The 12737-nt window shown below is 43.6% G+C and carries 9 protein-coding genes, 16 tRNA genes, 2 rRNA genes and 1 riboswitch; of the genes, 1 reads left to right on the top strand and 26 read right to left on the bottom strand.

Features of this window, described 5'->3' with window-relative positions:
• Positions 1-8: 8 nt before the first annotated feature.
• From GLV98_RS19740 to GLV98_RS19705, 8 genes are all read right to left on the bottom strand, one after another.
• The gene (locus GLV98_RS19740; protein ID WP_089654799.1) at positions 9-557 is read right to left on the bottom strand and encodes a methylated-DNA--[protein]-cysteine S-methyltransferase; all 549 of its coding nucleotides are present in this window, start codon (positions 555-557) and stop codon (positions 9-11) included.
• A gap of 72 nt (positions 558-629) precedes the next feature.
• A complete protein-coding gene (queG, locus tag GLV98_RS19735; RefSeq protein WP_160917688.1) occupies positions 630-1763 on the bottom strand; it encodes a tRNA epoxyqueuosine(34) reductase QueG in 1134 nt (377 codons plus the stop codon).
• A 17-nt stretch (positions 1764-1780) separates the two neighbouring features.
• Complete coding sequence (locus tag GLV98_RS19730) at positions 1781-3490, bottom strand: ABC-ATPase domain-containing protein (protein WP_160917687.1); 1710 nt, start codon at positions 3488-3490, stop codon at positions 1781-1783.
• A gap of 132 nt (positions 3491-3622) precedes the next feature.
• Positions 3623-3696, bottom strand: a tRNA-Gly gene (locus GLV98_RS19725).
• Between the two features lie 680 nt (positions 3697-4376).
• On the bottom strand, positions 4377-5273 hold the full coding sequence (locus GLV98_RS19720) for an EamA family transporter (RefSeq protein ID WP_160917686.1): 897 nt from the start codon (positions 5271-5273) through the stop codon (positions 4377-4379).
• A 94-nt stretch (positions 5274-5367) separates the two neighbouring features.
• Entirely contained in the window at positions 5368-5820 is a 453-nt protein-coding gene (locus GLV98_RS19715) for a hypothetical protein (protein WP_160917685.1), read from the bottom strand.
• 285 nt (positions 5821-6105) lie between these two features.
• Positions 6106-6630, bottom strand: coding sequence for a hypothetical protein (locus tag GLV98_RS19710; RefSeq protein WP_160917684.1), 525 nt, complete (start codon positions 6628-6630; stop codon positions 6106-6108).
• 135 nt (positions 6631-6765) lie between these two features.
• Entirely contained in the window at positions 6766-7938 is a 1173-nt protein-coding gene (locus tag GLV98_RS19705) for a TraB/GumN family protein (RefSeq protein ID WP_160917683.1), read from the bottom strand.
• A 136-nt stretch (positions 7939-8074) separates the two neighbouring features.
• A riboswitch (purine riboswitch) is annotated at positions 8075-8176 on the top strand.
• 52 nt (positions 8177-8228) lie between these two features.
• On the opposite strand from GLV98_RS19705, the gene ade reads away from it, so the two are divergent.
• Positions 8229-9959 (top strand): adenine deaminase, encoded by a 1731-nt coding sequence (gene ade / locus GLV98_RS19700; protein ID WP_160917682.1) that lies wholly within the window; start codon positions 8229-8231, stop codon positions 9957-9959.
• A 44-nt stretch (positions 9960-10003) separates the two neighbouring features.
• Here ade and GLV98_RS19695 read toward each other — a convergent pair whose 3' ends face one another.
• From GLV98_RS19695 to GLV98_RS19610, 18 genes are all read right to left on the bottom strand, one after another.
• Entirely contained in the window at positions 10004-10432 is a 429-nt protein-coding gene (locus tag GLV98_RS19695) for a DUF559 domain-containing protein (RefSeq protein WP_160917681.1), read from the bottom strand.
• 422 nt (positions 10433-10854) lie between these two features.
• Positions 10855-10936, bottom strand: a tRNA-Leu gene (locus tag GLV98_RS19690).
• A gap of 9 nt (positions 10937-10945) precedes the next feature.
• Positions 10946-11019: transfer RNA gene (locus GLV98_RS19685), tRNA-Cys, on the bottom strand.
• A gap of 58 nt (positions 11020-11077) precedes the next feature.
• Positions 11078-11152: transfer RNA gene (locus GLV98_RS19680), tRNA-Gly, on the bottom strand.
• Between the two features lie 8 nt (positions 11153-11160).
• A tRNA-Gln gene (locus tag GLV98_RS19675) sits at positions 11161-11235 on the bottom strand.
• 27 nt (positions 11236-11262) lie between these two features.
• A tRNA-His gene (locus tag GLV98_RS19670) sits at positions 11263-11338 on the bottom strand.
• 12 nt (positions 11339-11350) lie between these two features.
• Positions 11351-11421: transfer RNA gene (locus GLV98_RS19665), tRNA-Trp, on the bottom strand.
• A gap of 18 nt (positions 11422-11439) precedes the next feature.
• Positions 11440-11525, bottom strand: a tRNA-Tyr gene (locus GLV98_RS19660).
• A 19-nt stretch (positions 11526-11544) separates the two neighbouring features.
• Positions 11545-11620, bottom strand: a tRNA-Thr gene (locus GLV98_RS19655).
• A 4-nt stretch (positions 11621-11624) separates the two neighbouring features.
• Positions 11625-11700 (bottom strand) — tRNA-Phe (locus GLV98_RS19650).
• A gap of 27 nt (positions 11701-11727) precedes the next feature.
• A tRNA-Asp gene (locus tag GLV98_RS19645) sits at positions 11728-11804 on the bottom strand.
• Between the two features lie 75 nt (positions 11805-11879).
• Positions 11880-11956: transfer RNA gene (locus tag GLV98_RS19640), tRNA-Met, on the bottom strand.
• A 39-nt stretch (positions 11957-11995) separates the two neighbouring features.
• Positions 11996-12071 (bottom strand) — tRNA-Val (locus tag GLV98_RS19635).
• 6 nt (positions 12072-12077) lie between these two features.
• A tRNA-Glu gene (locus tag GLV98_RS19630) sits at positions 12078-12152 on the bottom strand.
• 9 nt (positions 12153-12161) lie between these two features.
• Positions 12162-12254: transfer RNA gene (locus GLV98_RS19625), tRNA-Ser, on the bottom strand.
• A gap of 3 nt (positions 12255-12257) precedes the next feature.
• Positions 12258-12332: transfer RNA gene (locus tag GLV98_RS19620), tRNA-Asn, on the bottom strand.
• A gap of 11 nt (positions 12333-12343) precedes the next feature.
• A 5S ribosomal RNA gene (gene rrf, locus GLV98_RS19615) occupies positions 12344-12457 on the bottom strand.
• Positions 12458-12615: 158 nt separating this feature from the next.
• A 23S ribosomal RNA gene (locus GLV98_RS19610) occupies positions 12616-12737 on the bottom strand; the annotation flags it as partial.

Genomic DNA, 12737 nt, shown 5'->3' with positions numbered 1-12737 from the left:
AGCCTGCTTTACTGGTTTTGTTTGATTGTTTGGTGCTCTTTTTCAAATTCCAATAGTTTCTGCTTTTTATCTAACCCGCCGGCATAACCGACCAACTTGCCGTTACTTCCGATAATCCGGTGACAAGGGACAATGATGGAAAAGGGGTTTTGGTTGACCGCGCCTCCTACAGCTCTGATCGCTTTCGGAGCATGCATGGAAGAGGCGATATCCTTATAGGACCTGGTCTCCCCGTAAGGGACATGATGGAGAAGCGTCCTCCATACTTGTCTTTGAAAATCTGTGCCGTAGCAGTTCAAAGGCACATGAAATTCATTCCGATGTCCTTCAAAGTAGTCGGAAAGTTCTTGTTTCGTTTGTGCTACATATTTGTGTTCGGGGTCATACACCAGTTCACCTTTGAGAAAATGCTTCTTTTTCCAAGATTGATAGGTAGCGAGCCGGTCTTCATAATGACCATAGTCAATTCGGCAGACGCCTTCATCATTCGCTAGTACAGTCATTGGGCCCAAAGGAGTTTCGAAAGTGTCATAGTATAAGAACGATTGATGGTTCATATTCAACCCCTTCTTCTTTAACAGTTTTTTCTATTATACAAGAGCTTTCTTATGTTGAAAAGGTACATTTGGTTACTGTTCTTGAAATTGGACGCCCTTTTCCATTTCGTAAAGCACTTGTTCATCCTTTTCTTTTGCCATCGCTTCTTCAATGGCTGTAAAACATTCGGGTTTTCCAATCTTTCCGAGCCCCCAGGCAGCCGTTCCACGAATAACCGGACGTGGGTCTTCCTTCATCAAACGAATCAACTCACCAATCGCGGTTTCATCCCGGTAATGCGCCAGAGCAAGAATAGCGTTTCGTTGGATCGGCTTCTTTCCGCGCCATGAACCTGAAATAAAACCGAATTTCTCCTTGAATTGTCGATTTGAAATGGATAGCAATGGGGTCAATCTCGGTTTAACGATTTCTGGATCGGGTTCGAATTCTTCGTGATTATGAAAATCCTTCTTCCGGTTTTTGGGACAAACGGTTTGGCATGTATCACAACCATAAAGACGGTTTCCGATTTTCGTCCGGAATTCATCCGGCAGGAAATCCTTCGTCTGGGTCAAAAATGCGATACAACGATTGGCATTTAGCTGACCACCCTGGACGAGGGCATCCGTTGGGCAAGCATCAACACAGATATTGCAGTCTCCGCAACTGTCATCCACCGGTTCATCCGGAACAAATGGGATGTTCGTAACCAGCTCTCCAAGATATACATATGAACCAAATTCAGGAGTGATCACGGCACAATTTTTCCCACTAAAACCGATGCCTGCCCGTTCTGCAACGGCACGGTCCGAAAGCTCGCCCGTATCCACCATCGATTTCAATTCCACTTCCGGGAATTTTTCCTGTAAAAAAGAGCCCAGACGGTTGAGGCGGTCACGAACAACATCATGATAATCCTGCCCCCAGGAAGCCCGGCAGAAGATTCCCCGCCGGTCACCTTTTTTACTTTTAGGAGCATCGTGCATTTTGGAAGGATAAGCCAGGGCGATGGAAATAATGGATTGAGCACCGGGTAACAGACGGCCGGGATCTGTCCGCTCCTGGACAGATCCTTTTTCAAAGCCGGACTGATAACCAAGTTCTTGCTGCCGTTTCAGCCGCGCTTTTAATTCACCAAAAACATCAGCAGAAGCAAACCCGATTTTATCAATTCCAATTTCTTTACTATATGCAATGACTTCCTCTTTGAATTGATGAAAATCCACCCTGACGCACCTCCTTTCTATCTTATATCTTTCACTTTCGCTGTCCGGATCCGGTTCAGCGTAGCTGCCATTTCAAAACGTCTCGGTCTGGCCAGTTCACCTGGGTGCTGGTCTTTGAACGGGGCGAATGAAGCGAGACCTTCTTGATCCAATTGATGCTCAATCGTATCAAGCAGTTCATGAAGAGAATTCTCACGCTTCAACACGCCTTTTTTATCTAAATGAAGCAGGATATCAGCGATCATCCTTGTCTGAGATGCATCTACAAGCTGCTCCACGTGATCCAGTGCGATATCTTCATGTCCCATTAGAATCTTATGCATCCCTTTAGCCTGCACCTTTTCTTTCTTTCCTTTACGTGTCTGCAAACTTTGAGGTAAGAAAGAACGTTTGGGTACAGCTCCGAAAGCATCACCTTCCGATTCCATGCGGCCATTCGGATACTTACTCGCGATTTGCTTTGCTTTTTCAGTTACATTGTGTGGAATATACTGATCCATCATGATAACATCATCAGCCACATGAAAATAATCCCCTGAACCACCCATAACAAGAATCGTAGAGACTTCTAGTTCATCGCGCATCTGTTTAATTTTGTCGATGAAAGGGGTGATCGGTTCTTTCTCTTTCACGACGAGCTCCTGCATGCGCTCATCCCTGATCATGAAGTTTGTCGCACTCGTATCTTCATCTATCAGTAAGCTCGATGCACCTGCCTCCAAGGCTTCCATGACATTGGCTGCTTGTGACGTACTGCCACTGGCATTCTCTGTAGAAAACCTTGTCGTATCTGTCCCATGGGGGAGGTTTTTAATGAATGGAGAGATGTCTACCGTGGATACTTGACGTCCGTCTTCCGATCTAACTTTTACAGCAGAAGGATCTGTCAATACATATTCACGGCCATCCCCTTCCCTATGAGGATACACGCCACGCTCCATGGCATTCAACAGGGTACTTTTACCATGATAACCGCCACCCACGATTAATACAATTCCTCGCTTTAAAGCCATTCCAGTAATCGGTTCCTCCCTGTGAGGAAGGTCTATCGTCACCCGATTTGATTCAGGGCTTTCAAAAGGGACAGCATCTCGCATAGGTCTTTGACTAATGCCACTTTCTCGCGGAAGAATGGCTCCGTCAGCAACGAACGAAATCCAATCATTCTTCTTCATTTCATCAAGGATCGTTTCATGCTGGTCGGCAAGTTGGCAAACCGATTCGATTTCTTTATCTTTTATAGCAAAAATAGATTGGTTTATGATTTCTGGAAGAATGGAAAAGAAAAGCTTTTCCGCTTGTTTCCCATTGATCCTCCTACCATTAGCCGGCAGACCGACCGTAAGACAGACGGTTGTATCCTCAGAGTTCAAAGAAACAGACGTCCGTTCCAAAATTTCCTGTCCCGGTTGATCAATCGCAATCATTCCACTCTTTCCGGAACCTTTCACACTGGTTTGCGTTTTATGAATGGTCTTTGCAATCGCTCTCGTGACCTGATCTTCTGCATAATACTTCCTGCGGGAATTTCTCTTCCACTCCGGAGAAATTCTCCGCTCAGAATCAGGAATACGGATGCGGATCTTAGAAGGAGCCGCAAACGGGTCTCCCTGTACATAATCGATCATCAAATCATATCTCTCGAATGAATAGGTCCCTTGAATTTGTTTATAGGCTTTATAACTTTTTCCATCCATTTGTTTCAAATGTTGCTGCAATTTTTTCATCATGGATTCCTCCCTTGAGCGAATAGGTCTATTATAGGGTTTATCCAAATTTCATCAATAAAAAACGCAATGCTTCGTTACCCATTTAACGAAACACTGCGTTGGTTCACATAAGTATAAAAATAATAGCATTGGAGCGGGTGAAGGGAATCGAACCCTCGTCATCAGCTTGGAAGGCTGAGGTTTTACCATTAAACTACACCCGCATAGATAAAAAATCATTATTCTTGTTTTGCTGAGGTCCAATCATGCCCTTCCTCTTGTCGATTATTAAATAAAGCAAGGCCTGTCGGGGCTTGAGTTGTTCGGACAACTCTCATCGTTTACATGTGTAATCATAACATTCGAAATCTAGCGACGCAACATGAAATTTACGATTTTTTGTCGAAAATTTACTTCTTGTTTACTTTATTAGTTTCATAAGCACGTTTCCACATCGCACACCAGAAATCTCATCCACCTAAACAACCCTTACCGTTCCCTTCATTCTGTAGGGTGGACGGGGGATGACTCTCTTCTTGCAGGAGTCTCCCTTTCCCCGCCGCTACCTATGGAAATCGTCTTGTTTTTCCAGCAATCCTTCTGTATAGCTGAAAGGTACTTAAACAACATAAACCGTAGGAAACTTCATAATGGTTTAACTTTTCTTAGACTGATAAACATAAATCATGGAGAAAACGAGAAAGGCAATGAAGTGAATGGAATCGATAAACAGTTTAAAGAGATCTATGAGTGTAGTTGAATCCATAAGTCTCACCCCCAACAGCTAATGAAGTCATCCGCGAAACATCGTTACTATGAAAATGGTAGCGTTTGATGGGGTTTACTAGTTTCAATTTTGCAAGGAAGAAGACGCTTTCCCTTACCATGCCTCATTCTCACTTCATTATTCTAAGATTTTTCTTTTTAAGACTTTCGGCTGGGTGGTCATCACCACCCCAAGGATAACAAGCAGCGCTCCAATCACTTGTGCGACGCTTACGTTCTCTCCTAACAAGAAATAGGCCCCAGTCATTGTCACGACAGGAAGGAGATTAAGAAATACAGAAGCTTTAGAAGCTCCTAAACGTTCGACCGCTGTATTATAAAACAATAAGGCGATGAAAGATGGAAAGACACCCAAATAGATAAGTCCTAAAATAGTTGTTAGATTCCATAAAGGTGGAAATCCGTAAACCAGCCATTCAACTGTAACAAAAGGGAGTAGAATGACTAATGACAAACCTGTCATGACCAGAATCGTTCCTAATGATGGAAACATAGGCATCACTTTCTTTACGACAAGGGAATACACCGCCCAACAAATAATTGCACCGACCATAATTCCATCACCTATGTTCCACCCTAAATCAGCGATATAGAATAGATTTCCGTTCATCACGACCACCAATGCTCCTAGAAGCGATAAGGCTATACCTGCAACTTGTAAGGCACTTATATTTTCTTTTAGAATCAACGTACTCAATATCACTGTTAACACCGGGATAAGAGTTTCTAGCACAGATACATTGGTGGCCGTAGTAAATTTTAGAGAAGCATAAATGAACGTATTAAAAAAAGCCACGCCAGTCACAGTCATGACTAACAACGGCTTATAATATTGGAAAAAGGTGGGTGTGGCTTTTCTCGCACTTTGGTAACCGACTGGAAGTAGGATTAAAAAGGCTACAAGAAGCCGAAGATAAGCAATCGTGAATGGCGGAAGGTCATTCAGTGCTTTACCCGTAAGTATATTCCCAGCATAAAAAATGACGACGAAGATGAGCAGTATGTATGGATACACTTCTCTCCCCCTGACTGCTAACCATAAATTAATACACACATAATACACCGGGATTGAGCTAAGCCACCCCCGGTGTATTGAACTTCTTTTGCAATTATAAAATAACCGTACTCTTCAATGCAGCAATTAAATGTTCGAAATCTTCCTGAACTTGTCTACCAACATCATCCCGTTGGTAATCTTTGTTTTGTTCTTTGGAGTTTTCAGGCTCAATCAAAATCGTGCGTCCCTCCATAAAGGTGATTTCAATCTTACGCGGAGGGGTGTTTTCTGACAAACTGTAGTCTTCGAAGTATTCCTTCATAGAAATAATACGATCTGTAAACAAGGTTTCTTTTTTCAAGGCCATGTCCTGGGAAAGGCTGAGCACCGTTAACGTCCGGTCATTGCGATTCACAATAAACAACTGTTGTTGATCCGAGTCGATGACCTCTAACAAACGGTATTGGTCTGATTCGAATAACTCCTCCGTAAACTCAAGAATTGCCGCGGTCTTCAAATGACTTAACTCTTCCGTACCCAATCTTTCTTTTAGATTAATGGACATGTATTGGTAACCTCCTTAAGAATATGTTCATTCTACTCATCCCCCTTCCCTTGTAAGTAAAAACGTGAAACGAGAAAAATAAACAAATTTTACCACCTCAAAAAGGGGGTGGGGTTCCAAATGGCTGATTCATTCGACAAACCTCCACTTTTTATGTATCAGAAATGTTCATGGTGGAGTTGAATTTGTAGCCATCGCTATGGATCGTCTACGGCAAGAGCCACTCAAGGTAAAACGAATGGGCACCGTCGCGAAGTCGTCCGAGTTGCCTTCTACCTTAAATGTTTACAGCCGTTCTGACAGAGCCCTAAAGGACTCAACTGCTTCTTTATAGTAGGTAAACTGACGATTTTGAATAGTTTGTTCCAGTTTCTTGAAAGCAATGGAGGCTAATTGTTTTAAATCTTCATGATTAGTCATCTCCATCAGTTTTTTAATCATCACTTGCTTTTCTTTCGTGTCTTCCTCTAATTCCTTCCATTCTTCATCCGTATCTACGTGATGTTTCCCTAAGTCTGCTTCTACTCCCCGACCAAGTCCATCGATCAACTGTTTCATTTCCTCATTCTCATCCATACTTTCCCGAATGGAACGTAGTGTTCTGGTGTCCACTGGTTCTTCTTTTACGACCGCTTCCATTTCTTCAGGCGCCGCTTTATCTATTATCACCGTTTCATAGGATTGTTGATCATCACTTGGCAAGGCTTGAACATCCACACTCTCTTGCTGGTCTAATTCCGTTATCTGCCACACTCCAAACCCTAGTGCTAGTACACCAAGAATGGAAGTTCCTTTTACGAACTTACTCATTTTCCAACCCTTTCTTTTATGGTTTTCAATAATTTTATATTTTCCGACATTTAATTGTAACGCAATTGTAACATTCTATGAAATAACAGTAAATAAAAAAAAGAAGCTATGTGTAAGCTTCTCCTTTTGATCAATCTATAAGTTTTCTAAGAATAATCGAATGACGTCCGCACCGCCAATAAATGTCCCTAACGAACTTCCGATATTCGCAAGAACAACGACTAGTAGGATACGAGTCACCTTATTGTTCCAAAATCCTTTGACACTTGTCACATCATCAGACAACGTTTCAAAGTCCGCTACATTAGGACGACGAAAGTAGGCTTGTACAATGCCCGCAAACCACCCTGCCGCAATCAATGGATTCAATGAGGTAATCGGAGCCATGATAAATGCTGACACAATAGCTAACGGATGGGCGAGGGCTACAGCTGCTCCTATTGCTGAGAAAGACCCGTTCCAAAGCACCCAGCTGATGGTTTGTTGTGTTCCTGCTGCTGGATTTGAGAAGAAAGTGTAGAGAATGATGGACACTATCAACACCGGGATACTCCACCCTATGATTTTCGGTACTTTTGATTTTGGCGGGCGCTGTTTGAGCTTTTTCAAATCGTGTTCTTTATGGATTTCTTCCTTAATTCCAGGTACATGGGCCGCTCCTAGAATAGCGACGATCTTCTCTCCGGGGGCATCTTTGATTTTCTGTGCCAGATACTGGTCACGTTCATCAATCAAAGGTTTCTTCAACTTTGGAAAATTATCCGTCAAGTCCTGAAGCATCCCATCAAGCATATCCTGGGATTTCATCTTTTCTAACTCTTCTTCAGAGATTTTATCGTTACTGAAGATGCCATAAAAGATGGACAATAACAGTTTCATCTTTCCTCCAAAGCCGATGTTGCCCCATATTCTTGAAAAAGTGATCTGGATATTCCGGTCAGCCAACACAAGCTCTGCACCGATTTCCTCAGCTGACTCAATTCCCTGAATCATTTCCTGACCTGCTTGTATACCAAACTGTTTCGCCATCCGCCGTTGAAAAGAGGATATCGCTAAGTTAACAAGCAATAAGGTCGCTTTTTTGTTCTTAATCACTTCAAAAATATCTGTGTTCTTCCAACGGTCACCATCTTGGATGGACTGAAACCTTTGCTCATCGAGTTCGACACACACCGAATCCGGGCGTTCTTCTTCGATGACCGTTTTGACTTGTTCAGCACTTGCTTTTGAAACGTGAGCGGTGCCCACAAGAACGTATTCCTTATCATCTATGTGAATTCTCGTAATGTTTTCTTCCAATGCAGACATCTGAACCTTCCTTTTTCGCTTCCCGTTTATTTTCTCTCCCCTCTAATATTAAACTAGATGAGGCCAAATGAGAATGCTTTCGAATAAAAACATGTCATTGACAAGCAGCTGGAGGAAGGATAGAATCTCCTATAATTATATAAACCATTCAACCTTGCGTATAAATTTGGAAATAAGGTCCAAATGTCTCTACCGAACCACCGTAAATGGTTTGACTACGAGAGGGATTTTCTAATCCTTCTCTTGTTTTCTGCACACGCAAAGGCTTTAAAAAGAGGAGGAACAGAACGATGAATATGGAAGCACTAACGAAAAAGATAAAGGTAGCAAATAAAGAACTTCCAGCTGACTTAGTCATTAAAAATGCACAAATCGTCGATGTATTTAATGGGGAAATTATTCATAAGGACGTCGCAATTGTCGATGGGTTCTTTGCAGGTATAGGAGAGTACGAAGGAAATGAAGTGATCGATGCACAAGGACAGTACATGGCACCTTCTTTCATTGATTCTCATGTACACATTGAATCATCCATGGTTTCCCCTTCGGAGTTCGCTAAAGTCGTCATTCCTCATGGTGTGACCACGGTTATTACCGACCCTCATGAAATAGGAAACGTCCTTGGAAAAGATGGCATCCAGTTTATGCTTGATGACGCGCGAGGTCTTCCTATGGATTTTCATTTTATGCTTCCTTCCAGTGTTCCAGCCACCCCTTTTGAAACGTCTGGGGCAGAATTACAGGCATCTGACTTACAACCTTTTCTTACTGACTCACAAGTCCTGGGACTCGGAGAAGTGATGGATTATTCCTCACTCCGAAACGCTGACCCCCGTTTGTTGAAAAAAATTATACAAACAATGCAAGCGGGTGGTTATGTGGACGGACATCTTGCTGGATTGAATGACAATGCAGTCAATCTGTACTCGAGTGCAGGGGTTCAAACCGATCATGAATGTAATACACCGGAAGAAGCCCTCGCACGCCTTCAACGGGGCATGTATGTGAGTATCCGTGAAGGTTCCGCTGCCAAAGACCTGCAAGCCCTTTTGCCTGTCGTGAACGAAAAGAATGCCAGACGTTGCCTTTTCTGTACAGATGATAAACACATCGATGATCTTTTAAATGAAGGAAGCATCGATCATCACATCCGTTTAGCGACCGGCCAGGGCTTCGACCCAATCACCGCTATCCAAATGGCTACTTTAAATGCGGCCGAGTGTTATGGACTTCGTGATAAGGGAGCGATTGCACCAGGCTACATGGCCGACTTCCTATTTTTTAAAGACTTACATGCACTGGAAGTGACACAAATGTTTAAGAAAGGGGAAAAAGTGGCTTCCCAAGGAGCATTAGTGAAGGCTCTACAATCACCTTCAAGTTCTTATAAAATCACAAACAGTGTTCATATTCCAAACCTTTCAAAAGAACAATTGCGTGTACCTATAAAAGACTCACAAAAAGGAAACATTATAAAAATAAACAAAAACCAAATTCGGACGGATCACCTTATTGAAGAAGTGGAGGTAAAATCAGGATCCTTTCAATCTTCTGTGAGCAAAGACCAATTAAAGTTAGTCGTCGTAGAGAGACACCACCACACGGGGAACATCGGCCTTGGGATTGTAAAAGGGATGGGGCTTCAAAAAGGAGCGATTGCTACAACCATTGCTCATGACTCTCACAATGTCGTAGCTGTAGGCACTAATGATGAAGATATCATCAAAGCTATCCAACACTTAAGGGAGATGGGCGGGGGAATGACCTTATTTCATGAAGGGACATCCCTCTCTTCTTTGCCCCTTCCCATTGCTGGCTTAATGTCAGATCAAGGGTACGAAGAAGTAGCCCATCAATTAATAGGCATTCACAAAGATTTATCTACCCTTGGCTTAACGAATGACTTCAATCCATTTCTCACCCTCTCGTTTCTAACGTTACCCGTCATCCCAAGCCTGAAGCTTACGGATAAAGGTCTTTATAGCACTAAAGAGGCGAAACACATCTCCGTATCGATTTAACAAAAAATAAGAAGCCGGGCCTCAGCCTGGCTTCTTATTTTTTTCTAACTGGAGTTGGACTTACCCGTCATCTCTCGGCTCACTTTTTCAACAATACGGGAAAGGTCTTCATCGATTCTCGCACCACTGAACCGCATGACGGTCCAACCATGATTTTTAAGGTAGGACTCCTTTTCCCACTCTTGTTCCCATACATCGGAAGAAATGAGAAAATCATGTTCTACAGCTTCCACCGCAATCTTCAATTCTGGAAAAGCGACATCAATCGTGTACTGATCCACCCTATACCCCAATGTAGGTTGTAATCCATACGCAAGAAAACCCTCATATAATCTTCGGACTAAATTTGAGCTAATTCCATCAGCTCCCATTTCCTCTGGCTGCTCCTCGTTTCTGACTCTTAGTGTCAGCAAAACGGCAAGGAGCAATAAGGTCATAAAAGCCGCATACTCGATAAACATGGTTATGTTCATATTCATCACCCACTACTATTCTATCCAATTGCCCCCTCTTCTTATTCATACGATTTACAATCTATGACCTTTTCATTTCAAACATAAAAAAGAAGCTGCAGAACCTACAGCCTCTTAGAGTCTTCAAGACACACAAAACTTCCGTCTGTTTATCTCAGATGTATGTGACTCTTTTTATATAATCGTTTCTATTTGACTCATCACTTAATATGTATAGGTGTTTGGAATCGATTGATTCATATCCCCGATGCGGCGCATCCCTTCATAAAAAGATTGGTACCCTTCTTCCCATCTGGATTGCTCCATCAAGTCTTTGTTTTGCATAAGGATAGATCCCCTATATTCGTCTAACTACTTAATTAAACGAAAAAAAAAGACGCTATGACTTTCATCACAGCGTCTTTTTTCGACTATTCTTTTAGTACCGGTGGCCGGGGTCGAACCGGCACTCCGTGAGGAACACGATTTTGAGTCGTGCGCGTCTGCCAATTCCGCCACACCGGCATGTGACTATGGAGGCGGCAACCGGAATCGAACCGGTGATAAAGGAGTTGCAGTCCTCTGCCTTACCGCTTGGCTATGCCGCCATATCACGTTCAATTACGATTGTATCATATTCAAGTAAGAAAGAATATGTGATTTTTTTGGAGCGGGAGACGGGATTCGAACCCGCGACCCCCACCTTGGCAAGGTGGTGTTCTACCACTGAACTACTCCCGCAATTAAAGTGGCTGGCCCAGCTGGATTCGAACCAGCGCATGACGGTACCAAAAACCGTTGCCTTACCGCTTGGCTATGGGCCAATGTATCTCTTGCTTTATTATTATAAATGGGGCGGCTGATGGGAATCGAACCCACGAATGCCGGAACCACAATCCGGTGCGTTAACCACTTCGCCACAACCGCCATGATAAAAAGCAGGGGTAGTAGGAATCGAACCCACATTGACGGTTTTGGAGACCGTAGTTTTACCATTAAACTATACCCCTATTTGATTAAAATATAAATGGTGGAGGGAGTAGGACTCGAACCTACGAACCCGATGGGAGCGGATTTACAGTCCGCCGCGTTTGGCCAACTTCGCTATCCCTCCACGCTGAAAAACTTTCAGATGGTGCCGGCCAGAGGACTTGAACCCCCAACCTACTGATTACAAATCAGTTGCTCTGCCAGTTGAGCTAGGCCGGCTTAATGGTGGCTCGGGACGGAATCGAACCGCCGACACACGGATTTTCAGTCCGTTGCTCTACCGACTGAGCTACCGAGCCAAACTATGTATTTACTAAATTTAAAAGTGGCGGTCCGGACGGGACTCGAACCCGCGACCTCCTGCGTGACAGGCAGGCATTCTAACCAACTGAACTACCGGACCATTTTGGTTGTACTTATTAGTAATACTATTTTCATTTAACTAGGAAGATCACTCGACGTAGCCAAATGAATTATTTGGTTGCGGGGACAGGATTTGAACCTGTGACCTCCGGGTTATGAGCCCGACGAGCTACCAGACTGCTCTACCCCGCGATGTTGTGAATTCTTTTAAGAACTCATTAAATTTAGTAATGGTGGAGGATGCAGGGTTCGAACCTGCGACCCCTTGCTTGTAAGGCAAGTGCTCTCCCAGCTGAGCTAATCCTCCGATAAGTGGTGACCCGTACGGGATTCGAACCCGTGTTACCGCCGTGAAAGGGCGGTGTCTTAACCACTTGACCAACGGGCCAATGTTAGATGGCGGAGAGTGAGGGATTCGAACCCTCGAAACCGTGGTAACGGTTTACACGAATTCCAATCGTGCTCCTTCGGCCAACTCGGACAACTCTCCATATGGCTCCAACGGTAGGATTCGAACCTACGACCGATCGGTTAACAGCCGATTGCTCTACCACTGAGCTACGTTGGAATATTGTTGAAACCTGGCGACGTCCTACTCTCACGGGGGTAAACCCGACTACCATCGGCGCTGAAGAGCTTAACTACTGTGTTCGGCATGGGAACAGGTGTGACCTCTTCGCCTTCATCACCAGATCTCTTTATGTCTCTGTTTTTCAAGGACAAGATATATTGTATCGCCCTTCAGAGGAAAAATCAAGAGGTAATTTCAAGTTTTTTTGAAAACCCTCAAAACTGGATAAGGAAACATCTGGTTTGAAAAAGTAACGTTCTTCACGAATGATTATCATCAGATAGATAAGTCATCGATCCATTAGTATCCGTCAGCTCCACGTGTCACCACGCTTCCACCTCGGACCTATCAACCTCATCGTCTCTGAGGGATCTTATTTGCTTAAAGCAAAGGGAAATCTCA

This window comes from Halobacillus litoralis, assembly GCF_009856415.1.
Taxonomy (GTDB): Bacteria; Bacillota; Bacilli; order Bacillales; family Halobacillaceae; genus Halobacillus; species Halobacillus litoralis_C.
The sequence above is the reverse complement of the archived record's forward strand: the minus strand, read 5'-3'. Positions and strand labels throughout refer to the sequence as shown.